This window comes from Atlantibacter sp. MEI4A-1023 (assembly GCF_056155425.1).
Genome location: NZ_CM149568.1, coordinates 2,478,736 through 2,504,083, shown reverse-complemented (window position 1 = coordinate 2,504,083; position 25,348 = coordinate 2,478,736). Strand labels below are relative to the sequence as shown.

General features: G+C 55.6%; 20 protein-coding genes. 13 read left to right on the top strand and 7 right to left on the bottom strand.

What is annotated here, in order from left to right; genetic code table 11:
* Positions 1 to 87: 87 nt before the first annotated feature.
* Entirely contained in the window at positions 88 to 1,266 is a 1,179-nt protein-coding gene (gene manA / locus ACVV26_RS12000) for a mannose-6-phosphate isomerase (RefSeq protein ID WP_474797202.1), read from the bottom strand.
* 204 nt (positions 1,267 to 1,470) lie between these two features.
* Here manA and fumA point away from each other — a divergent pair, with 204 nt between their 5' ends.
* The gene (gene fumA / locus ACVV26_RS11995) at positions 1,471 to 3,117 is read left to right on the top strand and encodes a class I fumarate hydratase FumA (RefSeq protein ID WP_474797200.1); all 1,647 of its coding nucleotides are present in this window, start codon (positions 1,471 to 1,473) and stop codon (positions 3,115 to 3,117) included.
* Positions 3,118 to 3,270: 153 nt separating this feature from the next.
* Positions 3,271 to 4,668 (top strand): class II fumarate hydratase, encoded by a 1,398-nt coding sequence (fumC, locus tag ACVV26_RS11990; RefSeq protein ID WP_474797198.1) that lies wholly within the window; start codon positions 3,271 to 3,273, stop codon positions 4,666 to 4,668.
* On the opposite strand, the gene tus is transcribed toward fumC, so the two are convergent.
* The 6 genes from tus to ydgH all read right to left on the bottom strand — a co-directional run bounded on the left by tus (position 4,665) and on the right by ydgH (position 11,050).
* On the bottom strand, positions 4,665 to 5,591 hold the full coding sequence (tus, locus tag ACVV26_RS11985; RefSeq protein ID WP_474797196.1) for a DNA replication terminus site-binding protein: 927 nt from the start codon (positions 5,589 to 5,591) through the stop codon (positions 4,665 to 4,667). The two genes, fumC and tus, sit on opposite strands and share 4 nt — an antisense overlap.
* A gap of 89 nt (positions 5,592 to 5,680) precedes the next feature.
* Complete coding sequence (rstB, locus tag ACVV26_RS11980; protein ID WP_474797194.1) at positions 5,681 to 6,955, bottom strand: two-component system sensor histidine kinase RstB; 1,275 nt, start codon at positions 6,953 to 6,955, stop codon at positions 5,681 to 5,683.
* 15 nt (positions 6,956 to 6,970) lie between these two features.
* A complete protein-coding gene (gene rstA / locus ACVV26_RS11975; RefSeq protein ID WP_474797193.1) occupies positions 6,971 to 7,693 on the bottom strand; it encodes a two-component system response regulator RstA in 723 nt (240 codons plus the stop codon).
* A gap of 75 nt (positions 7,694 to 7,768) precedes the next feature.
* Positions 7,769 to 8,491 carry a dihydromonapterin reductase gene (gene folM, locus ACVV26_RS11970; RefSeq protein WP_312984450.1) on the bottom strand — a complete coding sequence of 241 codons (723 nt, stop codon included), beginning with the start codon at positions 8,489 to 8,491 and terminating at the stop codon, positions 7,769 to 7,771.
* A 41-nt stretch (positions 8,492 to 8,532) separates the two neighbouring features.
* Complete coding sequence (locus ACVV26_RS11965; RefSeq protein ID WP_474797192.1) at positions 8,533 to 9,915, bottom strand: amino acid permease; 1,383 nt, start codon at positions 9,913 to 9,915, stop codon at positions 8,533 to 8,535.
* A gap of 190 nt (positions 9,916 to 10,105) precedes the next feature.
* On the bottom strand, positions 10,106 to 11,050 hold the full coding sequence (gene ydgH / locus ACVV26_RS11960) for a DUF1471 family protein YdgH (protein WP_474797191.1): 945 nt from the start codon (positions 11,048 to 11,050) through the stop codon (positions 10,106 to 10,108).
* A 522-nt stretch (positions 11,051 to 11,572) separates the two neighbouring features.
* Here ydgH and pntA point away from each other — a divergent pair.
* The 11 genes from pntA (at position 11,573) to pgmB (ending at position 25,339) form a co-directional block, all read left to right on the top strand.
* A complete protein-coding gene (gene pntA, locus ACVV26_RS11955; RefSeq protein ID WP_474797190.1) occupies positions 11,573 to 13,102 on the top strand; it encodes a Re/Si-specific NAD(P)(+) transhydrogenase subunit alpha in 1,530 nt (509 codons plus the stop codon).
* Positions 13,103 to 13,112: 10 nt separating this feature from the next.
* Positions 13,113 to 14,501, top strand: a complete 1,389-nt coding sequence (gene pntB / locus ACVV26_RS11950; RefSeq protein WP_312984442.1) for a Re/Si-specific NAD(P)(+) transhydrogenase subunit beta — start codon at positions 13,113 to 13,115, stop codon at positions 14,499 to 14,501.
* Between the two features lie 247 nt (positions 14,502 to 14,748).
* On the top strand, positions 14,749 to 16,428 hold the full coding sequence (locus ACVV26_RS11945) for a sugar phosphorylase (RefSeq protein ID WP_474797189.1): 1,680 nt from the start codon (positions 14,749 to 14,751) through the stop codon (positions 16,426 to 16,428).
* 17 nt (positions 16,429 to 16,445) lie between these two features.
* Positions 16,446 to 17,735 (top strand): ABC transporter substrate-binding protein, encoded by a 1,290-nt coding sequence (locus ACVV26_RS11940; protein WP_474797188.1) that lies wholly within the window; start codon positions 16,446 to 16,448, stop codon positions 17,733 to 17,735.
* Positions 17,736 to 17,758: 23 nt separating this feature from the next.
* Positions 17,759 to 18,637, top strand: a complete 879-nt coding sequence (locus ACVV26_RS11935; RefSeq protein ID WP_474797187.1) for a carbohydrate ABC transporter permease — start codon at positions 17,759 to 17,761, stop codon at positions 18,635 to 18,637.
* A complete protein-coding gene (locus ACVV26_RS11930; protein WP_312984434.1) occupies positions 18,624 to 19,466 on the top strand; it encodes a carbohydrate ABC transporter permease in 843 nt (280 codons plus the stop codon). The genes ACVV26_RS11935 and ACVV26_RS11930 overlap by 14 nt, the downstream gene beginning before the upstream one ends.
* Positions 19,467 to 19,492: 26 nt before the next feature.
* Positions 19,493 to 20,545, top strand: a complete 1,053-nt coding sequence (ycjQ, locus tag ACVV26_RS11925; RefSeq protein WP_474797186.1) for a D-guloside 3-dehydrogenase — start codon at positions 19,493 to 19,495, stop codon at positions 20,543 to 20,545.
* A 17-nt stretch (positions 20,546 to 20,562) separates the two neighbouring features.
* Positions 20,563 to 21,351 carry a sugar phosphate isomerase/epimerase family protein gene (locus ACVV26_RS11920; protein ID WP_474797185.1) on the top strand — a complete coding sequence of 263 codons (789 nt, stop codon included), beginning with the start codon at positions 20,563 to 20,565 and terminating at the stop codon, positions 21,349 to 21,351.
* A gap of 13 nt (positions 21,352 to 21,364) precedes the next feature.
* Complete coding sequence (gene ycjS / locus ACVV26_RS11915) at positions 21,365 to 22,411, top strand: D-glucoside 3-dehydrogenase (RefSeq protein WP_474797184.1); 1,047 nt, start codon at positions 21,365 to 21,367, stop codon at positions 22,409 to 22,411.
* Positions 22,408 to 24,627 carry a glycoside hydrolase family 65 protein gene (locus tag ACVV26_RS11910; RefSeq protein WP_474797183.1) on the top strand — a complete coding sequence of 740 codons (2,220 nt, stop codon included), beginning with the start codon at positions 22,408 to 22,410 and terminating at the stop codon, positions 24,625 to 24,627. The genes ycjS and ACVV26_RS11910 overlap by 4 nt, the downstream gene beginning before the upstream one ends.
* A 31-nt stretch (positions 24,628 to 24,658) precedes the next feature.
* Complete coding sequence (gene pgmB, locus ACVV26_RS11905; RefSeq protein WP_474797181.1) at positions 24,659 to 25,339, top strand: beta-phosphoglucomutase; 681 nt, start codon at positions 24,659 to 24,661, stop codon at positions 25,337 to 25,339.
* Positions 25,340 to 25,348 lie beyond the last annotated feature (9 nt).

Below are 25,348 nucleotides of genomic sequence, written 5' to 3'. Positions count from 1 at the left end.
AATAAAACCAGACGGCTTCTCATCGTCTGGCGTGATGAATGACATGCTGGATAAAGCTTAGCAATGCATTTCTAAAAGATCAGTAACTTAGTTGAGCTTATTATAAACGCGCGCTAAACGACCTGCACCGTGAATAGTCACAGGCGAGTCGGCGGCGCTGATAAACGCCGATTCGCCGGGTTTAAGCGTCAGCGTTTGGCTCTCTTTGCCGATTGTCGCTTCACCTTCTACGCAGAACAGGATGGCGGCGCTTTGCTGGCTCAGGATAGAGGGCTCGGCGGTCAGGTCATGCAACGAGAAGGCGAAATCATCAACCGGGATGGGGAAGTCCAGCGTGTTGCCATCACGCATCGGCGTGGTCAGCAGAGTATCGGCGGCGCGCGGGGCGAATTTCACGTTCGCCACCAGCTCCGGGATATCGATGTATTTCGGCGTTAAACCGGCGCGCAGCACGTTATCCGAGTTGGCCATCACTTCCAGCGCCACGCCTTTTAAGTAGGCGTGCGGGGTTTCTGCAAACAGGAACATCGCTTCGCCGGGTTTGAGTTTCACTACGTTCAGCAGCAGCGGCGAGAACAGGCCGTTGTCGTCCGGGTAAAATTCTGAAATCACGCGGATGGTCTGCCAGGGTTCCCCTTGCTGGCTGTTCAGCGCCGCTTTCAGGATCGCCAGCGCCCGGGATTTTTTCTCGCCTTCCATATTCAGCAAACTGGCGAACAGTTGGCTTAACCGCTCCTCACTGGGGTTTTCAAGGAAGTGGGCGATAGCGGTATGCGCGCCCGCGACCGGTTGTAGCAGGGCGATAATGTCTGAAAATTCGCGGAACGCGTTCATGGCTAAAAAGGGCGTTAACGCGAACACCAGTTCCGGCTTGTGGTTGGGATCTTTGTAGTTACGCACCGGGGCGTCCAGCGGAATACCCGCCGCGTTTTCCCTGGCGAAACCTTCTTCCGATGCCTGCTTATTAGGGTGAACCTGAATCGACAGCGGCTGGTCAGCGCACAGCACCTTAAACAGGAACGGCAGTTCGCCAAAGCGTTGTGCCACCGCGTCGCCTAACAGAGTGGACTTATCCGCATCAATCACGTCACGCAATGCATGAAGATTGCCGTCCTGGCCCTCAATCTTTGAACTGCTTTTCGGGTGCGCGCCCATCCACAATTCCGCCATCGGCAGGTTTTCAGGATTGGCGATGCCATATAGCTCCGTCAGCGCAGTTTGGCTACCCCAGGCATAGTTTTGCACTGAGTTAATGAGTTTTTGCATGATTAAGCCCTGTAACTAGGTGGAATTAACGTGCTGTATTAAACCAACAATCCGTGGTGAAGTAACCCCGGATGGTAAAAAGTCGTCTTTGTCTCAGTTTTTGTTAAAAAATTGTGTAGCATGTCTGAACTCGCTTTTGCACACGGCACATGGACAATGTGCTGAATGAATAATAGTTAAACTTAGGCTGTCAGTGAGAGAACAATGTCAAACAAACCCTTCCATTATCAGGACCCCTTTCCGCTCAAAAAGGATGAAACCGAATACTATCTGTTGAGCAGCGATCACGTCAGCGTCAGCGAATTCGAAGGCCAGGAAATCGTTAAAGTCGACCCGCAGGCTCTGACCCTGCTGGCGCAACACGCTTTTCATGATGCCTCGTTTATGCTGCGCCCGGCTCATCAACAGCAGGTGGCGGATATCCTGGCCGACCCGGAAGCCAGCGAAAACGATAAGTACGTGGCGCTGCAATTCCTGCGCAACTCGGAAATCGCCGCCAAAGGCATTCTGCCGACCTGCCAGGACACAGGCACTGCAATCATCGTCGGGAAAAAAGGCCAGCGCGTCTGGACGGGCGGCGGGGATGAAGCGGCGCTGGCACACGGCGTTTACAACACCTACACCGAAGATAACCTGCGCTACTCCCAGAACGCCGCGCTGGATATGTATAAAGAGGTGAATACCGGTACTAACTTACCGGCGCAAATCGACCTCTACAGCGTAGACGGCGAGGAGTATAAATTCCTGTGCATCGCCAAAGGCGGCGGCTCAGCCAATAAAACCTATCTGTATCAAGAAACCAAAGCGCTGCTCAGCCCTGGTAAGCTGAAAAACTGGCTGGTGGAGAAAATGCGCAGCCTGGGCACCGCAGCCTGCCCGCCGTACCACATTGCCTTTGTCATCGGCGGCACCTCAGCGGAATCTACCCTGAAAACCGTGAAGCTGGCATCTACCAAATATTACGACGGCCTGCCGACCGAAGGTAACGAGCACGGCCAGGCGTTTCGGGACATCCAGCTTGAAAAAGAGCTGCTGGAAGAAGCCCAGAAACTCGGCCTCGGCGCGCAGTTCGGCGGCAAATACTTCGCCCACGATATCCGCGTTGTACGCCTGCCGCGCCACGGTGCGTCCTGCCCGGTGGGCATGGGCGTTTCCTGCTCGGCAGACCGCAATATCAAAGCCAAAATCAACCGTCAGGGCATCTGGATAGAAAAACTGGAAAACAACCCAGGTAAGTACATTCCGAAAGAACTGCAACGCGCTGGCGAAGGCGAAGCGGTGCGCGTGGATCTCAACCGCCCGATGAACGACATCCTTGCCCAACTGTCGCAGTATCCGGTGTCGACCCGTCTGTCACTCTCCGGCACCATTATCGTGGCGCGCGACATCGCCCACGCCAAACTCAAAGAGCGTATCGACAACGGCGAAGGGCTGCCGCAGTACGTGAAGGATCACCCAATCTATTACGCCGGCCCGGCCAAAACGCCGGAAGGCTATGCGTCAGGTTCGCTTGGCCCGACCACCGCAGGGCGTATGGATTCCTATGTCGACTTGCTACAGGCCAACGGCGGCAGCATGATCATGCTGGCGAAGGGCAACCGCAGCCAGCAGGTTACCGACGCCTGTCATAAGCACGGCGGTTTCTACCTCGGCAGCATCGGCGGCCCGGCGGCGGTGCTGGCGCAAAGCAGCATCAAGAGCCTGGAATGCGTCGAATACCCGGAACTGGGTATGGAAGCCATCTGGAAGATCGAAGTGGAAGATTTCCCGGCGTTTATCCTGGTGGATGACAAAGGCAACGACTTCTTTGCGCAAATCCAGTCTTCGCAGTGCGCCAGCTGCGTGAAATAACTGTTCTTACCGCCTCTCATTCACGGGAGGCGGTTTTTCCCTTCGTTAACCGCACTAACCACCAAACTGAACGACCTTCTTAATCAATACTTAAAGCGTCAATTTTCTGTGAGTCATGTCGGCTTGATAACTTTCTTGTTAAGGAGACATTGAATGGCAACGTATCGTAGTGAAAGTGATTCCATGGGCGCGATTGATGTGCCTGCCGATAAGCTGTGGGGGGCGCAAACCCAGCGCTCGCTGGAGCACTTTCGCATTTCAACGGAAAAAATGCCGACGGCGCTGATCCATGCGCTGGCGCTGACCAAACGCGCGGCGGCAAAAGTGAATATGGATTTGAAGCTCCTGGCGCAAGAGCGGGGCGAGGCGATTATTTCCGCCGCGGATGAAGTGCTTAACGGCCAACATGCGGGGGAATTCCCGCTGGCTATCTGGCAAACCGGCTCCGGCACCCAGACCAATATGAACATGAACGAGGTGCTGGCTAACCGGGCGAGTGAATTACTGGGCGGCGAGCGGGGCATGGGGCGCAAGGTTCACCCCAACGATGACGTTAACAAAAGCCAGAGTTCGAACGACGTTTTTCCTACCGCTATGCACGTGGCGGCGGTGATTGCCCTGCGCGAGCAGTTGATCCCTTCGCTGAACCAGCTCACCGCAACCCTGAAAGCCAAATCCACCGCCTTTAGCGACATCGTCAAAATTGGCCGTACGCATTTACAGGACGCTACGCCGCTGACCCTCGGGCAGGAGATTTCCGGCTGGGTGGCGATGCTGGAGCATAACCTGAAGCATATCGAGCAGAGCCTGCCACACGTGGCCGAACTGGCGCTGGGCGGTACGGCGGTGGGCACCGGCCTGAACACCCATCCGGAATACGCCGAACGGGTTGCTAACGAGCTGGCGGCAATCACTAACCAGCCGTTTGTCACCGCGCCGAATAAATTTGAAGCGCTGGCGACCTGCGACGCGCTGGTCCACGCCCACGGCGCGCTGAAGGGGCTGGCTGCCTCGCTGATGAAAATCGCCAACGATGTGCGCTGGCTAGCCTCTGGGCCGCGCTGCGGCATTGGTGAAATCTCCATACCGGAAAACGAACCGGGAAGTTCCATCATGCCAGGCAAAGTCAACCCGACGCAGTGCGAAGCGCTAACCATGCTCTGCTGCCAGGTGATGGGCAACGATGTCGCCATCAACATGGGCGGAGCGATGGGCAACTTTGAGTTGAACGTGTTCCGCCCGATGGTCATCGATAACTTCCTGCAATCGATTCGCCTGCTGGCAGACGGGATGGACAGCTTTGACCACCACTGCGCCACAGGAATCGAACCGAACCGCGAGCGTATCGACCAGTTGCTCAACGATTCGCTGATGCTGGTGACGGCGCTCAACACCCATATCGGCTACGACAAGGCGGCGGAAATCGCCAAAAAAGCCCATAAAGAGGGGCTGACGCTCAAAGCGTCCGCCCTGAAACTGGGCTACCTGACAGACGCGGAATTCGATGCCTGGGTACGCCCGCAGGATATGGTTGGCAGCATGAAACCTTAACGGGCAAGGTATAAATGCAGGCGGGGGATCAGCAGTTCCAGAGGCTCCGCCTGCGGTTTATGCCGGTGCTGGATCTGTTCTGCATTGTAGTTCAACAGCTCGCCTATTTCCGGCACTGGCGTACCCGGCTCATCGGAACACAGCACGATTAACGGCGACGGGCAGGCAATCTGTACCTGCTTTTGCTGCGCCGCATACCAAACCCGCGCCACCGGCTGCACCTTCACCGGGCGCTTGATCTTAAAACGCGCGGCTTCGGGCAGCGAGGCGATGGCGTGATATTCCTGCTCCACTTTTTCGCGCCACTGCTCCTTGCTCCACGGCGCAACGGCGCGTGGCGATTTAAGGCTTTTCTCCAGCATCGCCAGCACCTCTTCCCGGCTGAAGTTCTTGATGAAATGCTTATTGGCCCAGCCAAAACGGAGGGTTGCCGGGTTCTCCAGCACCGTGATTTGCCGGTAGGCATTCAGGGTGATCAGGCCAGGCAGGTAGTGATGCACCCACTCAAAGCGCTGCGCGGGCGTGAGGCCGGATTCAACGGCGACAATCTCCGAGAACTGCGCTTTCAACTGGTTAATAGCCTGAATAGTATCCTGAAGCTGCTGGCGCTGGGCGGCGCTCACCGCATAGCAGATAGCGCCCGGCAGACGCAGGGCGGCCTTGCTGCTGCGATTTTCCGACTGCTGCTGGATAAACAGATGGGTGAAGTGGCGCATCGTGGCGTCATGGGCTTCTTTACTCAGCAGTTGGGTAACGCTGATTTTCTCCAGCGGGTCGTGTTCTTTGCCTTTATCAACCGACGGCAGGGCAAACACCCGGGCGCTGAGCCGCCGGCAGGGTTCGAGCATCTCTTTAAACGCGAGCAGCAGATGCTCCATCTCCTGAAAAGTGGACGTCAGACGTTGGGCGAGATCGTAGCGCATAGCAAGCACCTTTAGTTACAACATACTTATAGGTATAACACAGTTGCCGGGCTCTGACCACCGTGCCGGGGCGTCTGGCAGAGAGAAAATCAGCGCTGAATCGGCCAACTGAATTCAAAGCGCGCGCCGCCCAGCGGGCTTTGCCGTGCCGCCACGCTGCCGCCCATCGCCGTCGCCACGGAACTGACAATCGCCAGGCCCAGCCCGCAGCCTCCCGTGGCGCGGTCGCGGCTGGGGTCGAGACGCACAAACGGCTCAAATACCCGGTGCCGTTCGCTTTCCGGAATGCCCGGACCATCATCCTCTACCGTCAACACGCCAGTGTGGCCGTCGCTGGCAAAATGGATCTCAATGCGCTGCTGGCAGTAGCGCAGGGCATTATTGACCAAATTGTCCACCACCCTCGCCATCAGGCGCAGATCCAGCAAACTTTCGCAGGCGGTGGAGGGCAACAGCGTCAGCGCTTTGTCTGGATGCAGCGCCTGCAAGTCAGCGACGTGATTTTCCAGCCAGCCGGATAACTCCACCGGGTTAAGATGCAGCACATTTTGCGGGCGATCCAGCCGCGCGTAAGTCAGTAATTCGTCGATCAGCGCCTCTAGCTGGCCAATATCGCGGTTTAACGCGGCGTTTTCGGCGTCGGACAGGTTATCACTCATCTCCAGCCGGTAACGCAGGCGCACCAGCGGGGTGCGCAGTTCGTGAGCAATACCGTCGATCAGCTGTTTTTTACTGGCTATCAGAGTATTGATGTTATCCGCCATCTGATTAAAGGCAACGCCGAGCCGTTCAAAGCTCGAGGCATCATCAAAATGAATGCGCTCATCAAGATGCCCTTCACCGAAGCGCTGCGCGGCAGATTCCAGTTTGAGCATCTCTTTCCAGTGTGGACGCATCCAGATAAACACCGGGACGGCCAGCGAAAAAGCGATAAACACAATCAGCGCCACGTCCAGCAGGCGCATTTGGTGCATAAAATAGAGATAGGGCACCGGCCCGACCGCCAGCACATAGTGGCTGCGGGGAATGCGCTGGATAAACGTATATTCATCATCCAACGCCACGATTTCCCCGCTGCGCAGGCGTTGGGCTGGCTGGGCAGCGAGATGATAGTGATTCAGGGGTTCAATGCGCAGATCGAACGAGAGGTTAAAATCGAGCCGCTTAATGGTCTTATTCCAGTCGCGCGGCGGGATTTCCCGCAGCTCGCTACGCATCAGATACAGCGAGCTTTTCATTAAATCATCCAGCGACTGCCGCCCGGCACGTTCAGCGGTAAATTTATAGACCAGGCCGACCAGCATCGTCATGACTAAAAAGCAGACGAACAGCAGCAAATAAAACTGGATAAATAGCTTCTTCATAAACCCGCTCTGCGTTTAATCCGCCGTTTCCCAGGCGTGGGGAGCAAAAAGATAGCCCTTATTGCGCACGGTCTTGATCCGGTACGGTTCCGTCGCGTTGTCGTTGAGTTTTTTTCTCAGCCGCGAAATGGCAACATCCACGCTGCGGTCCAGCCCGTCATAACTCACGCCGCGCAGATTCTTGAGCAACGCGTCACGGTCCATAATGTTGCCGGCGTGGGTCGCCAGTTCCCAGAGCAGATCGAAATCGGCGGTAGACAGCACCACATTGCGCTCGCCCAGCCGCACCTGTCGGTTTAGCGGATCGATGCACAACGTACCGAAATGCAGCGCTTTGTGTGGCGAGCGGGTGGTAGCGGGTTCAGGAGGTGTGGTGGTTTGATGCTGGCGTAAATGCAGGCGCAGGCGGGCAAGCAGCACCGCAGGCGGGGTAGTCTTGAGGATGTAATCGCTGGCGCCCATTTCCAGCGAAAGGATGTGGTTCATATCGCTGTCGAGGGAGGTCAGCAGAACAATCGGCCCTTGCCACAGCGGACGTAAATCACGGCACAGGCTCATGCCGTCTTTGCCTGGCAGCATAATATCCAGCAGCACCAGGTCCGGCTGGTGCGCCAGAATCACCTCGATGGCCAGATCGCCGCGCGTTTCCAGCAACACGTCAATATCATGCTTACCGAGATAGGCCGCAATCAGCGACCCTACCTCGGGATCGTCTTCAACAAATACAATTTTGCTCATAGACCGGCGCTTATCGATCAAAAACCACAGGTTACACCTTCAACCTGCCGGGTTCCATTAACGCCGGGTAAACCGCTAGCGAAGATGGCGACCGCCATCCACCGGGAAGCTGCGTCCTGTCACATAACAGCTGGTCAGCAGATATTCCACTAAATCGATAACTTCTTTCTCGCCCGGTTCAGTTTTCATCAGCGATTTATTCAGCGCGCGCTGCCGGTAGGCGGCATCATCCAGTTCGTTAAACAAAATCAGGGAAGGCGCGATGGCGTTGACTTTTACTTCCGGGGCCAGTTTGCGGGCAAAAGAGCGCGTCATATTGTCCAGCGCCGCTTTACTGGCGGCATAGGCGATGTGCTTCTCGCTGCCACGCTCCACCACGTAATCCGTAAAATGAATAATATCGCTGGCCGCATGGCCGTGGCCGCGAAGCAGCGGTTCCAGTGCGAGGTTGATCAAATAGGGCGCATGAACATGCACCTGCATCATTTCTGTGATCACGTCCCCGGAGATCGGCCCGGCCTTTTCGGTTTGCCAGGCGCTGGCGTTATGAATAATGGCGCGCAGGCACGGCGTCAGGCTTTTTACCTGTTCGGCGAAGTCCAGGATACCTTCATCAGTTGAAAAATCGGCCTTGATGCATTTTGCGCCCATCTCCGTCAGCACATCGATGGCAGGATAAGCGGCGCGATAGCTCACGATAACCGGATGCTTTTCAGCCAGAAAATGGTGGGCGAGGGCGAGCCCGATACGGCGGCCGCCCCCGGTGATCAAAATTGGTCGGTGTGGTGATTTCCCCATAAAGTAACCCTCGTCAGTAGGTCATGACGAAGATGGGGCGTTTACCCCATCAGCATCCATGTGGCTGGCAAAGCGGCAACCAGTAATAAGCCTATCAGCAATTTCTCAGTTTGCTTAAGCAGGATATTGTTATCGTGCGTGCGGCGGGCATACAGGAACACCAGCAAGCCCGGCGCGTACAGCACCACGGACAGCAACAGGTGCATGGGGCCCGACGCATACAGCAACCATAAACCATAAATGCAGGCGCCGACACCCACCGCGGTATGAAGCGGGCGGGTAGCGACTTTGAGCAGATAGGCGCCGACCAGGAAATAAGGCACCAGAATCATCTCGGAGGCGATGGTCAACAGCGTGTTGTAATCCGAACCGGTAGCCCAGATCAGCACCAGGCAAAGCTGAATACTGATATTAGTCAGCCACAGCGACGCCGACGGCGCGCCGTTTTGATTCTGTCGCGCAAAAATACGCGGGAACGCTTTATGGGTGGCGGCCAGCAGCGGCACTTCAGCGGCCATAATGGTCCAGCTCAGGTACGCGCCACACACCGACACAATCAGCCCGGCGGCGATAATCACTTCGCCCCAGGGGCCCATCATTTCCACCATCAGGCCCGCCATCGACGGGTTGCGCATTTGCGCCAGTTCAGGACGGGCGATCACACCCAGCGACAGCAGCGTCACCAGCAGATATACCGCCAGCGCGGCAAACACCGCCAGCAGCGTGGCGCGGCCCACGTCGCGCTTATTGCGGGCGCGTGCCGAAACCACCACCGCGCCTTCTACGCCGATAAACACCCACAGGGTGATCAGCATGGTGTTCTTCACCTGTTCCCAAACCGGGACGCCTAACGCCACGCCGCTAAAGTCGAGGCTAAAGGTGGGTAAACGGAAAGCGATAATCGCCAGGATGATAAACAGGCCCAGCGGCAACAGTTTCGCCAGCGTGGCGGCCAGGTTAATGCTCGCAGCGGTTTGCACCCCGCGCAGCACCAGCCAGTGCACGAACCATAATAATACCGATGCGCCAACGATGGATTGCCAGGTATTGCCATCGCCAAACAGGCGCAGTTCGGGGGTATCGGTAAAGAAACTGAGCGCCGAGAATACGATCACCAGATAAGAGACGTTGGCGATCACCGCGCACAGCCAGTATCCCCATGCCGAGCAAAAACCGATTAACTCGCCAAAACCATCGCGGGCGTAGGTAAAAATGCCGCCGTCCAGGTCGGGACGGATACGGGTCAGCAGCAGCATCGCCATCGCCAGCATCAGGATCCCGACGCCGGTAATCGCCCAACCAATTAACAGCGCGGCGGGGCTGGCTACTTGTGCCATATTCTGCGGCAAACTGAAAACGCCCGCGCCCAGCATCGAACTCAATACCAGCGCGGTTAATGCGGTAAGGCCCAGTTTTTTATCCATAGGAGTCCTGTTTGAAAAATAAGGCCGATCCAGAATAATTATACCGCCTGGGCGCATAACCATGGAGGATCGCTCTGAGGCGCGCGATTCTACGGAGTGCGAAGTCAGCTTTCAATGATGTATCACACAAAAAATTACGCACATTAAAAAAGGCAGCCATTGGCTGCCTTTAAAAGCGTAGTCGAGACGCTTACTTGAAGAGGTCGGCGCTGATGGTGATGTTGCCGCCGCGCTCCTGCCACTGGCGCGTAATGTGATAATACTTAGCGCCTTTTTTAGCGGCGCGTTTCGCCACCTGGTAAGAGATTTCAGTCATGTTGCCGTAGTTGCCGGTGAACTTCACGCTATCGAAGGGCACCATTTGTGCGGCGGTGATTTTATTCACTTCTTCGATTTTTGTGCCATCCGGCAGAGTGACAGTGTAACGACCGCCTTTCGATGACTGGGTTTCAAAGAAACGGCCCACATCACTGCTGGGTGACGCGGTAGTCGCTACGCCCGGGATTTCAACCTGTTTAGCGGCTTCGCCACCGGCGGCAATGGCCGCGCGTCCGGCATCAGAATCCGCCGGGATGGCGTCCGGGCTCTGAAGCACGCGTTTTTTCGCATCCGCTTTATAAACAAACGCAGTGATGCGCTGGTTGCCACCCTGGTTGGCGTCAACCTGACGAACAATGTAGAACGACGCGGCGTCTTTCGCTTTCGCGGCTTTGGCGATGGCTTCATTCACTTCCGGTTGGCTGCGATAAAAACCCTGAACGGTCACGGTATCGAAAGGCTCAAGGGCAATCGCCTGGTCTTTCGGCAATTCCGTTACGCCCGCGATCACACGGTTTTTAGGCGCTTCTGCTTTTTCCGCGTTTTCATGGTAAACGTCTGCAATGACGCGCCAGTTACCGCTATTGCCCGTATCGTTGGTATCGATGATGTAGAAAGAGGCGGCGCCAACGCTATCGGCTTTACGAGAGATGGCCTTAGCCGCCTCGTTAATTGCGTTGAACCTTCCCGTTACAGTAATACGGTCAAAGGGTTTCAGCGCGGCTGCCTGATCTGGCGTTAACTCGGTGGCAGCCTGTGCAGATAAGGCGCAGAGCGACAACACAGCAGACACCAGAAGGGAATTCTTGAGCTTCATAAACATTAATCCTTTGCCTTGCGCAAAAATGAAAACTGATATTGCATGCTAAAAACCGTCAGCCGCTGATTATTGCATTGAAAGGGCGTAATTGTCTGCGCCATTTTTATCATCTGGTGCGCCAGGTAATATTTCGGGTAATAACCTGTCGTTATGGATGCAAAAATAGCCGCCTGACCAGAATAAATGATAAAGCTTATGACTTTTAGCGTTAAATTGATGTTAAAACAGCGATTTGGCGCGGCGTAGAATCATGTTTTGTCGCTTCAATAAAGCGTAAAATCGGCCTTCGGGAAGGAAAACCAGATAAAAAAAGCTATCAGCGCCGGTATTCACTTCCGTTTCACCGATTAACCCATAAATTCAGCAGATCGAATCTGGATCACAGTCGTTATTTTCAGTAGGTTATAGAAAGTTTGTTACAAAGATATTTTTCTACGGTTTAAGCAGCGCTCAAACGGGCTGCTTGCGCCAACGTTAAATGGGCAAACCATCATTAAAAAACCGATGGAAGGGAATACTATGCGTATTGGTGTACCAAAAGAGCGGTTGGCCAATGAAACCCGTGTTGCAGCAACGCCGAAAACGGTTGAACAGCTGCTTAAGCTGGGTTTCACCGTCGCCATTGAGCGCGACGCGGGCAAACTGGCAAGCTTTGATGACGACGCGTTTGTACAGGCAGGCGCGGAAGTGGTGGGCTCCGATGAGATCTGGGCGTCGGACGTTATTTTAAAAGTTAACGCACCCAGCGAAGAGGAAATCCTGCTTCTTGAGCCGGGTACCACGTTGGTGAGCTTTATCTGGCCGGCGCAAAACCCCGCATTGCTGGAGCAGCTCGCCGCGCGTAACGTCACCGTGATGGCGATGGATTCGGTGCCGCGTATTTCACGCGCTCAGTCTCTCGACGCCTTAAGCTCAATGGCGAACATCGCAGGTTACCGTGCCATTGTGGAGGCCGCACACCAGTTTGGCCGCTTCTTCACCGGGCAGATCACCGCGGCAGGGAAAGTCCCGCCCGCCAAAGTAATGGTCATTGGTGCCGGCGTCGCTGGTCTCGCGGCAATTGGCGCAGCCAACAGCCTCGGTGCAATTGTGCGCGCCTTTGACACCCGCCCGGAGGTGAAAGAGCAGGTGCAGAGTATGGGTGCTGAATTCCTTGAGCTTGATTTCAAGGAAGAAGCTGGCAGCGGTGATGGCTACGCCAAAGTGATGTCTGAGGAGTTCATCAAAGCTGAAATGGCGCTATTCGCCGCGCAGGCGAAAGACGTCGACATTATCGTCACCACGGCATTGATCCCCGGTAAACCGGCCCCGAAACTGATCACCCGCGAAATGGTCGATTCCATGAAACCGGGCAGCGTGGTGGTCGATCTGGCCGCGCAAAACGGCGGTAACTGCGAATACACCGTCCCGAACCAGGTGTTTGAAACCGCCAATGGCGTGAAAATCATCGGCTACACCGATCTGCCGGGCCGTCTGCCGACGCAGTCATCCCAGCTTTACGGCACCAACCTGGTCAACCTGCTTAAACTGCTGTGCAAAGAAAAAGACGGCAATGTCGTGATTGATTTCGATGACGTGGTGGTGCGCGGCGTGACCGTGATCCGCGACGGCGAAGTCACCTGGCCCGCGCCGCCGATTCAGGTTTCCGCGCAGCCCCAGGCCGCCAAAAAAGCCGACGCCGCGCCGGTCGAGCCGCCGAAACCGACCTCGCCGTGGCGCAAATACGCCCTGATGGCGCTGGCGATCATTCTGTTTGGCTGGCTGGCGGATGTCGCGCCGAAAGCGTTCCTGGGGCACTTCACCGTGTTCGCCCTGGCCTGTGTGGTGGGTTATTACGTGGTGTGGAACGTTTCCCACGCGCTGCATACGCCGCTGATGTCGGTCACTAACGCCATCTCGGGGATTATCGTGGTGGGCGCGCTGCTACAAATTGGCCACGGCGGCTGGGTGAGCTTCTTAAGCTTCATCGCCGTCCTGATCGCCAGTATCAACATTTTTGGTGGATTCACCGTCACTCAGCGCATGCTGAAAATGTTCCGGAAGAACTAAGGGGTAACACATGTCTGGAGGATTAGTAACAGCTGCATACATTGTTGCCGCGATTCTGTTTATTTTCAGCCTGGCCGGGCTTTCCAAACATGAGACGTCCCGTCAGGGCAACATGTTTGGTATCGCCGGTATGGCGATTGCGCTGGTCGCCACCATCTTTGGGCCGGATACCGGCAACGTGGTATGGATTATCGTCGCGATGGTGATCGGCGGCGCAATTGGTATCCACCTGGCGAAGAAAGTCGAAATGACCGAAATGCCGGAACTGGTGGCGATCCTGCACAGCTTCGTGGGTCTGGCGGCGGTGCTGGTGGGCTTTAACAGCTACCTGTATCACGATGCGGGTCTGGAGCCGATTCTGGTCAATATCCATTTGACCGAAGTGTTCCTTGGCGTGTTTATCGGTGCGGTGACCTTTACCGGCTCCATCGTGGCCTTCGGTAAACTGCGCGGCAAGATTTCATCTAAACCGCTGATGCTGCCGAACCGTCATAAGCTGAACCTGGCGGCGCTGGTGGTCTCATTCCTGCTGTTGGTGGTGTTTGTCCGTACCGAAAGCGTGGGCCTGCAAGTGCTGGCGCTGCTGATTATGACCATTATCGCGCTGGCGTTCGGCTGGCACCTGGTGGCCTCAATCGGCGGGGCAGACATGCCGGTGGTGGTGTCGATGCTCAACTCTTATTCCGGTTGGGCCGCAGCGGCGGCGGGCTTTATGCTCAGCAACGACCTGCTGATCGTGACCGGCGCGCTGGTAGGTTCTTCGGGTGCGATCCTCTCTTATATTATGTGTAAGGCGATGAACCGCTCGTTTATCAGCGTGATCGCGGGCGGCTTCGGCACTGACGGTTCGTCAACTGGCGAAAGCGATGAAGTGGGCGAGCACCGTGAAATCAGCGCGGAAGACACGGCAGATATGCTGAAAAACTCCCACTCAGTGATCATCACCCCAGGCTACGGCATGGCGGTGGCACAGGCGCAGTATCCGGTGGCGGAAATCACCGAACGCCTGCGTGCGCGCGGCATTAAGGTACGTTTCGGTATTCACCCGGTTGCGGGCCGTTTGCCGGGCCATATGAACGTACTGCTGGCGGAAGCGAAAGTGCCGTATGACATCGTGCTGGAAATGGACGAAATCAACGACGACTTCGCTGATACCGACACCGTTCTGGTTATCGGCGCTAACGACACCGTGAACCCGGCGGCGCAGGACGATCCGCGCAGCCCCATCGCCGGTATGCCGGTGCTGGAAGTGTGGAAAGCGCAAAACGTTATCGTGTTTAAACGCTCAATGAACACGGGCTATGCTGGCGTGCAGAACCCGCTGTTCTTTAAAGACAACACCCATATGCTGTTTGGCGATGCCAAAGCCAGCGTGGATGCGATTCTGAAAGCGCTGTAATCACTGATACTAATATCAACCGCTCTTCGGAGCGGTTTTTTTATATCTTTTTTCAATGGATTTCCTCGTTATATTTCCTATCCAGACAAGTTAGGGCTATTTCCTGAAAATTAAATCCGCTACTGTTCATTTTTATACGGCACGATAATCAGTGGAAACAATTTCTGTGATGGGTGCCGCATTGACATAAATAATCCTCAGGAGTAGATTTCATTTCCGTGGGACCGCTACCATGAGAAATGGATGAATGGACAAAATATTACAGATTGCCGATCGTATTTATTCCTCAGTCTTTAATGATGAGCTACGTAATAAATTAATTAAATGTATCAATGAAGGCCGAAGTAAGATTATTTCCTCACGTAAGCAGGGGTGGGATGAATCAGATGTCGTGCTTATTACCTATGCCGATCAATTCTTATCGCAGAATGAAAAAACGTTGACCACGTTCAGGCGGTTTTATAATGACTATCTCGCCAACGCTTTTCCCATTATTCATTTCTTACCGTTTTACCCCTGGACATCGGATGATGGTTTCTCGGTAAAAGATTATTATCACATTTCGCCTGATTATGGCGACTGGGGTGATATTGCGGCGATAAAAAAATCCACCCGCCTGATGTTTGATTTTGTCTGTAATCATATGTCAGCCGAAAGCGAATGGTTTAAAGGCTATCTTAGCGATGACCCACAATATCAGGATTTCTTTATTGCCGTAGACCCGAAGGTAGATTTATCCGCCGTCACGCGTCCCCGTACACTGCCGCTGTTAACGCCGTTTACTTTCGCGAGCGGCGAGACGAAACATATCTGGACGACCTTTAGCGCAGACCAGGTCGATCTCAATTTCGCTAACCCTCATGTCCTGCTGGCGATGGTGGATGTGCTGGTGCATTACCTTGTACAGGGCGCGGATTATATTCGCCTTGATGCCGTAGGTTTTATGTGGAAAACGCCTGGAACCTCCTGCATCCATCTGGAAAACACCCATCTGCTGGTGAAGTTGTTCCGCGCCGTTGCCGATAAGGTCGCGCCGGGTACGGTGATCGTCACCGAAACCAACGTGCCCCATAAAGACAACGTCTCTTATCTTGGCAACGGCAGCGACGAAGCGCAGATGGTGTATCAGTTTCCGCTGCCGCCGCTGGTGCTGCATGCGATCCGTACGCAATCCGTGAGTACGCTGAAAAGCTGGGCCAGCGTGCTGCCCGCGCAGGGCGACGGGCGGACAACCTGGTTTAATTTTCTCGCCTCCCATGACGGCATAGGTTTGAATCCGCTGCGGGGTATCATAGCCGAAAAAGAAATCTTAACCTTAGTCGACACGCTGGAAATCGAAGGTGCGAAGGTCAACTGGAAAAATAATCCCGACGGCACCCGCAGCCCTTATGAATTAAACGTGACGTATATGGATGCCCTGACGCCGCCTGAATGTCATGACGATGAGCGGCTGGCGCGGTTTATCCTGGCGCACGCGCTGTTATTAACTTTCCCTGGCGTCCCGGCGATATATATTCAAAGCGTATTGGGTTCACGTAATGATTATCAGGGCGTTGAGCGCCTGGGTTATAACCGGGCTATCAATCGCCAGAAATACAGTGAACCGGAAATTGAATCGTTACTCGCGCAACCTGAACATTTACGTGCGCGAGTTTTGGAAGTATTGATGCAATATATTAACGTTCGCCAGCGTCACGCGGCTTTCCATCCCGACAGTGAATTCAGCATTAATGAAAAATGTCACGGCGTGCTGGAAATTATTCGAGGCAACGCGCAAGAAGGAAAAATTACCGCGCTGTTTAATTTCACCGACCGGCCTCAGTGGTTATCATTAGGGCAGGGGCAATACAATGAAATCATCCGCGGTGAATTTATTAATGGCGAAGCAATAACATTAGGACCCTGGCAGTCCCTGTGGCTTAGCTAATACAAAAGGAAACGATCATGCGGAAAAATAAATTTGTGCTGTTATCAGCACTGGTTGCCTGCGCCTTAATGACAGGCTGCAACGATGAGAAAAAGGATTCCGTCACTATTGAATTTATGCACTCCTCCGTTGAACAAGAGCGCCAGGCCATTATTGGTAAATTGATTGAGCGCTTCGAACATGACAATCCGGGGGTTACGGTGAAACAGGTCCCCGTTGAAGAGGACGCTTACAACACGAAAGTGACCACGCTGGCGCGTTCCGGGGCGTTGCCTGAGATTATCGAAATCAGTCACGATTACGCCAAAGTGATGGATAAAGAGCAACTGCTCGACCGGGAGGCGATTCAGGGCGTCATTACTACGCTAGGGGATAACGCCTTTTACGATGGCGTGTTGCGCATCGTGCGAACGGAAGACGCCAAAGCCTGGACCGGCGTTCCGATTAGCGCCTGGATCCAGGGTATCTGGTACAAAAAATCGGTGCTGGAGCAGGCCGGTTTGCAACCGCCACAGGACTGGGATTCGTTGCTGGCTACCGCTGGCGCGTTAAACGATCCGGCGCATAAAAAATATGGCATCGCGCTGCCCACGGCGGAAAGCGTCATGACCGAACAGGCGTTTTCCCAGTTTGCGCTCTCGAATAACGCTAACGTATTCGACGCCAGCGGCGCGGTGACCATCGATACCCCGCAAATGGCGCAGGCGCTGACGTTCTACCAGGCACTGGCCAAAGACACCATGCCGGGCTCGAACAACGTCATGGAAATCAAAGACGCCTTTATGAACGGCGCCGCGCCGATGGCGATTTACTCAACCTATATCCTGCCCGCCGTGTATAGCGAAGGCGACCCGCAGGATCTGGGATTTGTCGTGCCAAATCACAAGTCGCCAGCGGTGTACGGAATGATCACCTCGTTAACCCTCACGGCGGGGCAGACCGAAGCCGAGACCGACGCGGCGAAAAAATTCGTGGTGTTTATGGAGCAGGCACAAAACGCGGCGGACTGGGTGTTGATGTCGCCAGGCGCCGCGCTGCCGGTGATCCGCGCCGTATCGGACACCCCGTCCTATAAAGACAATCCGGTGATCAAAGCCTTCGGCGAACTGCCGGCACAACTGATTGCCCAGTACCCCAATGTGCAGGTGTTTGGCTCTGTCGGCGATAAAAACTTCACTCGCATGGGCGACATCACTGGCTCCGGCGCGCTAAACGCCATGGTGAATAACGTGACCGTAGGCAACAAGGACGTACAAGCCACGCTGGCCCAGAGCCAAACGCGCATCGCCGCGCTGGCCGCGCAGTAATGTCAACGCAGGGAAGGGTTGTTATGAAGGTATTTTCTGGCCGTTCAGATTTGCCATTTGCCCTGATGTTGCTGGCCCCCAGCCTGGTGTTGCTGGGGGGCCTGGTAGCCTGGCCGATGCTCTCAAATGTTGAAATCAGTTTTTTGCGCTTGCCGCTGAATCCGCGTATTGCCGCCCATTTTGTTGGGCTGGCGAACTATGCAGGCATCCTTAGCGACCCAGGCTTCTGGCATGCGCTGTGGACCACCTTCTGGTACACCGCGCTGGTGGTAATCGGGAGTTCCGGGTTAGGGCTGGCGGTGGCGCTGTTTTTCAATCGTGAATTCCGCTTTCGCAAAACCGCTCGCTCGCTGGTGATCCTCTCTTACGTCACACCGTCGATCTCATTGGTGTTCGCGTGGAAGTACATGTTCAACAACGGCTACGGGCTGGTGAACTATCTCGGTGTGGATATCCTGCACCTGTATGACAAAGCCCCGCTCTGGTTCGACAACCCCGGCAGCAGCTTTGTGCTGGTGGTGCTGTTCGCCATCTGGCGCTATTTCCCGTATGCGTTTATCTCGTTCCTGGCGATTTTGCAAACCATCGACAAATCACTGTACGAAGCGGCGGAAATGGACGGCGCAAACGCCTGGCAGCGGTTTCGCATCGTGACGCTACCCGCGATCATGCCGGTGCTGGCAACGGTGATCACCCTGCGCACCATCTGGATGTTTTACATGTTCGCCGACGTCTGGCTGCTCACCACCAAAGTCGACATTCTCGGCGTCTACCTCTACAAAACCGCGTTCGCATTTAACGACTTAGGTAAAGCATCTGCCATCTCCGTGGTGCTGTTCGCGATTGTGTTCGCAGTGATCCTGCTCTCCAGAAAACGGGTGAATCTCTATGGCAACAAATAAGCGCCTTGCGCCGCGCGTCGGCTTTTATCTCGGGCTGGTCCTGTTTCTCGGCATCACGTTATTTCCATTTTTTGTGATGCTGATGACCTCGTTCAAAAGCTCCAAAGAGGCGATTTCGCTGCATCCGACGCTGTTGCCGCAGCACTGGACGCTCCAGCACTACCTCGACATTTTCAACCCGACCATCTTTCCCTTTGTCACCTATTTTCAAAATAGCCTGGTGGTGTCGCTGGTGTCGTCCGGGTTGGCGGTGGTGATTGGTATCCTCGGCGCGTATGCCCTGTCAAAACTGCGCTTTAAAGGACGGATGGCAGTCAATGCCAGCTTCTACACCGTGTATATGTTTTCGGGGATCCTGCTGGTGGTGCCGCTGTTCAAAATCATCACTGCCCTCGGGGTTTACGACACGGAAATGGCGCTGATTATCACCATGGTGACGCAGACTCTGCCGACGGCGGTATTCATGCTGAAAAGTTACTTCGACACGCTACCAGATGAAATCGAAGAAGCCGCCATGATGGATGGCCTGAACCGGCTGCAAATCATCTTTTACATCACCGTGCCGCTGGCGATCTCCGGGCTGATTTCGGTGTTTGTCTACTGCTTTATGGTGGCGTGGAACGACTTTCTGTTTGCCTCGATTTTCCTCTCCAGCGCCAGCAACTTCACGCTTCCGGTTGGGCTGAACGCGCTGTTCAGCACGCCGGACTATATCTGGGGCCGCATGATGGCGGCATCGCTGGTTACCGCATTGCCGGTGGTGGTGATGTACGCGCTTTCCGAACGTTTTATTAAAAGTGGTTTAACCGCGGGCGGCGTTAAAGGCTAACCGCAATCTGCATACAGGGAATTTTAATGAAAAAGCTTATCGCAGCAGCGCCCCGCGTGGCGGCGCTTGTGGAATATCAGGACCGCCCGGTGGCGGCTCATGAAGTCAAAATTAAAGTGCTGTTCGGCGCGCCGAAGCATGGCACGGAAGTGGTGGACTTTCGTGCCGCCAGCCCGTTTATCGATGAAGATTTTAACCCGGAATGGCAGATGTTTATGCCGCGCCCTGACGATGCGCCGCGCGGGATCCAGTTTGGTCACTTCCAGCTTGGCAATATGGTCGTCGGCGACATTATTGAGGCCGGTGCAGAGGTCAGCGCGGTTAAAAAAGGCGATCGCGTCTGTACCTACGGTCCGTTGCAGGAAACCGTCATTGTCAACGCGGTAAATAATTACAAGCTGCGCAAAATGCCTGAAGGCGCAAGCTGGAAAAACGCGGTTTGTTACGATCCGGCACAGTTCGCCATGAGCGGCGTACGTGATGCCAATGTGCGGGTCGGGGATTTCGTGGTGGTGGTCGGCCTCGGGGCGATTGGCCAAATCGCCATTCAGTTAGCTAAAAAGGCGGGTGCATCGATTGTCATCGGCGTGGATCCCATTGCCCATCGCTGCGATATCGCCCGGCGGCACGGTGCGGATTTCTGCCTCAATCCGCTGGAGTGCGATGTCGGGTTGGAGATCAAACGGCTTACCGGTAAGCAGGGGGCCGACAGCATTATCGAATCCAGCGGCTATGCAGACGCGTTGCAGAGCGCGCTGCGTGGCCTGGCCTACGGCGGCACTATCTCCTATATCGCGTTTGCTAAACCTTTCCCGGCAGGCTTCAACCTGGGCCGCGAGGCGCATTTTAATAATGCCAAAATTGTTTTCTCCCGCGCCTGTAGCGAACCTAACCCGGATTACCCGCGCTGGAACCGCAAACGCATTGAGGAAACCTGTTGGGAATTATTGATGAACGGTTATCTCAACTGCGAGGACTTAATCGATCCGGTGGTGGCCTTCGCCAGCAGCCCGGACAGCTACATGAAATACGTCGACCGCCAGCCGGAACTGAGCATCAAAATGGGCGTCACGTTTTAACTACAGGGAGGTAGAAAATGAAAATCGCAACGCAGAACCAGGCATTTTTCCCACAGGATATCCTGGCGAAATTTCGTTATATCAAGGCAATGGGCTTTGACGGATTTGAAATCGACGGCAAGCTGCTGGTGGATAATCTGGCGGAAGTCAAAGCCGCGATTCATGAGACAGGCTTACCGGTGGTGACCGCCTGCGGCGGCTATGACGGATGGATTGGCGATTTTATTGAAGAACGCCGCCTGAACGGAATTGCCCAAATCACCCGTATTCTGGAAGCGCTGGCGGACGTAGGGGGCAAAGGCATTATCGTTCCTGCTGCATGGGGCATGTTTACTTACCGCCTGCCGCCGATGACCTCACCGCGCAGCGTCGGGGGCGACCGCAAAGCCGTGAGCGACTCGCTGCGCCAGCTCGATGCGGTGGCACGTCGCACAGGCACTATAATTTTCCTTGAGCCGCTTAATCGCTATCAGGATCACATGATCAATACCCTCGCCGACGCGCGTCGCTATATCGATGAAGGCGGGTATCGCAATGTGCGCATTATCGGCGACTTCTACCATATGAATATTGAAGAGGACGACCTGAGCGCGGCGCTGAATACCCATCGCGATCTGCTCGGGCACGTGCACCTTGCTGATAATCATCGCTACCAACCGGGTAGCGGCTGCATCGATTTCAAAAAGCATTTTGATACGCTGCGCGCCAACGATTATGACGGGTGGGTCGTATACGAGTGCCGCGTCCGCGCCGAGGATCCTGCCGCCGCCTACCGCCAGTCACTCGCTTTCTTACGGTCATGCTAAGGGGCGTAGCATTATGAGCGGTAGCGACACGAGATTACGGGTTGCCATTATCGGTGCTGGTAACATTGCCGAAAGGGTTCATGCATCGTTTTACCACGCCTGCCAGGATACCGAACTGGTGGGCGTGTGCGATAACCGTCCTGAGCAGGCGCAAATATTCGCCAACAAATACGGCTGCGCGGCGTTTGACGATGTGGACACCATGCTGTCGACGCTGCGCCCGGATGTGGTCAGCGTCTGTTCGCCCAACCGGTTTCATTATCAGCATGTGCTGGCCGCCCTGGCGGCGGGTTGCCATGTGATGTGCGAAAAACCGCCTGCCATGTCGCCCCAGGAAGCCGACGCCATGCGCCAGGCGGCGCGCAAAGCCAGATGTCTGTTGGCGTATGACTTTCACCATCGGTTTGCCCTTGACGTTCAACTGCTGCGTGAACAGGTCGCGGCGGGCACCCTGGGCGAGGTCTATGTGACTAATGCCCGGGCGTTACGTCGCTGCGGCGTGCCGGGCTGGGGCGTGTTTACTAACAAAACGCTCCAGGGCGGCGGGCCGCTGATCGACATCGGCATTCATATGCTGGATGCCGCTATGTTCGTTCTCGGGTTTCCGGCGGTGAAGTGCGTCACCGCCCACAGCTTCCAGAAGCTGGGCACCACTAAAAATAGTGGGCAGTTCGGCGCATGGGACCCGGCGAGTTATACCGTTGAAGACGCGCTATTCGCTACCCTCGAATTCCACAACGGCGGCATTCTGCGTCTCGAAACCTCGTTCGCGCTCAACATCCCGGAACAGAGCATTATGAACGTGCAGTTCTGCGGCGATAAAGCCGGTGCCACACTGTTCCCGGCGCACATTTATCATGACGAGGACGGTGAACTGGTCACGCTGATGCAGCGTGAAACGGCGGATGACTTACGTCATTTTCGCTCAATGACCGCCTTTGTGGATGCGGTGAAAGGCAGCCCCGTAGCGCTGGCCGATGCGGAGCAGGGATATCAAATCCAGCGGCTGGTGCAGGCGATTTATGACGCCGCTGAGCAGGGAGTCACCGTTGCCTTATGAAACCGATGACCACGCTTAACGAACCGCGCTTTGACCCGCATTCCCTGAACAAATACGCCACGCTGATGGCAGCGGGAAACGGTTATCTGGGCATACGCGCCACGCATGAGGAGAGTTACAGCCAGCAAATCCGTGGCATGTATCTGGCGGGGTTGTACCACCGCGCCGGGGAGCGGGACGTCACCGAGCTGATTAATTTGCCCGATGTGGTGGGCATGGAGATTGAAATCGATGGCGTGATTTTTAGTTTGTTATCCGGTGAGATACTCGACTGGCGGCGCGAGATAGCATTCTCTAGCGGCGAAGTGGTGCGCGATGTTCTGTGGCGCGCGCCGAACGGGCGGCGCTACCGCATTGAAAGCCGGCGTTTTCTGTCTGCCGCCCAGAAACCGCTGTTCGCCTTGCGGCTGGCGGTTACCCCATTGGACGGCGCGGCGCAGATTAAACTGACCACCGGTATTGACGCGACCCAGACCAACAGCGGTCGGCAGCATCTGGATGAATTGTCGTTGCGCGTTTATGACGAACGGTACTTACAGGGCGTTTATCGTGTGCAGGACAGTCAAATCGATGTGGCTATCGGTTGCCATTGCGTAGTGACCCATGCAGTCAATCGAATCAGCGCCGTCAACCGTAAGCTGTTGCAGCACTCTACTGCCTTGATCGCCCAGGGTGAAACGCTGTGCTGTGAAAAAATCTGCTGGATCCAGGGCAATCCCGATACCACTCTTCACGGCCTTGAGGCACAAACTCTGGCGGCGTTAAAGGCGGCAGCGGATATCGGTTATGACGCGCTGTTGAACCTGTCGTGCCAGGCGTTGGGGCAATGGTGGCGGCAAAGCCGCGTGGAGCTGGACTGCGATGATATGCAGGACAGCCAGGCGCTCGATTTTGCGCTTTATCATCTGTATGCCATGACGCCGGTTCATGACGAACGCGCCAGTATTGCGGCGAAGGGGTTAACCGGTGAGGGCTATAAGGGTCATGTGTTCTGGGATACCGAGGTGTTTTTACTGCCTTTTTATCTCTATACCCAACCCGAAACCGCGCGCCAATTGCTGCGTTATCGCTGGCATAACCTGCCGGGTGCGCAGCAAAAAGCCCGGCGCTGTGGCTATCAGGGCGCGCTGTTTCCCTGGGAAAGCGCCCGCACCGGCGAAGAAGAAACCCCGGAATTCGCGGCCATTAATATTCGCACCGGACAGCGACAGCGCGTTGCCTCCGCCCTGGCGGAACACCACCTGGTCGCTGATATCGCCTGGGCGGTGATGCGCTATGTGGACATTACCGGTGATGAGGCGTTTTTACAGCGGGAGGGCGGCGAGCTGCTGTACCAAACCGCGTGCTTCTGGATCAGCCGAACAACCGACGTCGACGGGCATCTGGAGATCCACGATGTTATCGGGCCGGATGAGTATACCGAGCACGTTAACAATAACGCCTTCACCAATTATATGGCGCTCTATAACGTCGCCAGCGCGCTGGAGCATTTACCACTAGAGCGGATGGACGCGGATTTTGCGGCTAAAGCAGCGGATTTTATCGCCCGCTTACGGCTGCCCAGGCCTGATATGCGCCACGTGGTGCCGCAGGATGACAGTTTTTTCAGCAAACCCTTTATCGACTTAAGCCGCTACCAGGCGAAGGCGGGGAAACAAACCATTTTGCTGGATTACTCGCGCGCCGAAGTCAACGAAATGCAAATCCTCAAGCAAGCGGACGTGGTGATGTTGTTTTATCTCCAGCCGGGGTTGTTTACGCCACAAACGCAAAAGGCCAGCCTGGCGTGGTATCTGCCGCGCACGATCCACGATTCTTCGCTCAGCAAGACTATCCACGGCATCGTGGCGGCGCGCTGTCACGATCGACAGACTGCATACCGCTTCTGGCGCGAAGGCAGCCAAATCGATCTCGGGGATGACCCGCACAGCTGCGACGACGGTTTGCATGCCGCCGCGGCAGGGGCCATTTGGCTCGGCGTGATTGAAGGCTTTGCCGGGGTGACCGTCGAGCAGGGGTTGTGCATTGCGCCGCGTCTGCCGGACGGCTGGCAGCGGTTGCGTTTCCCGCTGTGCTATCAGGGGATCCGGCTGGAGATTGAGCTGACGCCGACGCACCTGAACATGACCACTTCAGCGCCCCTGACCTTCAGGCTGTATGGCCACTCCGTCTCTTTTAGTGGGCAGGGAAGCTGGGCGTATCAGGATTTTATTTAACTCAGGATGGGAGCGCTCCCGGGAAGGGATCATGTTACAGGCACTGATATTCGATTTAGACGGCGTGATTACCGATACCGCGCATCTGCACTTTATCGCGTGGCGGTCGGTAGCCGCAGAATTAGGCATCACGATTGATGAAGAGGTGAACCAGTCGTTAAAGGGCATCAGCCGGATGGCGTCGCTGGAGCGCATTCTACAGGTGGGCGGTAAAGCGGGGTTATTTAGCGAAGCCGAAAAAGAGGTTATCGCAGCCCGTAAAAACCAACGTTACGTCGAGCTGCTGAGCTCGTTGGGGCCAGGTTCGATTCTGCCGGGAATAGCGCCATTGCTTGAGGAGCTCAGGGCGCGGGGTATTGGTATAGGCCTGGCGTCTGCATCGCTCAACGCGCCGGGCATATTGCAGGCGCTGGGGCTGGCGGGGATGTTTGATTACTGCGCCGATGCCAGCCGCGTAGCCCATTCCAAACCCGACCCAGGCATTTTTCTCGCCGCCTGCGCCGGGCTGGGCGTCACCCCGTCGCGGTGTATCGGCGTGGAAGACGCCCAGGCCGGGATCGCAGCGATTAATGCCAGCGGCATGGTGTCGATTGGCATTGGTGCCACGCTCCGGGATGCAGATTTACGGCTTAACAGCACGGAAGAACTGACCTGGCGGCGGATCGCCGGGCTTATGGACCTCACAGACAGGGCGACGTCTGTTCGCCGCTAAGGGATTCAC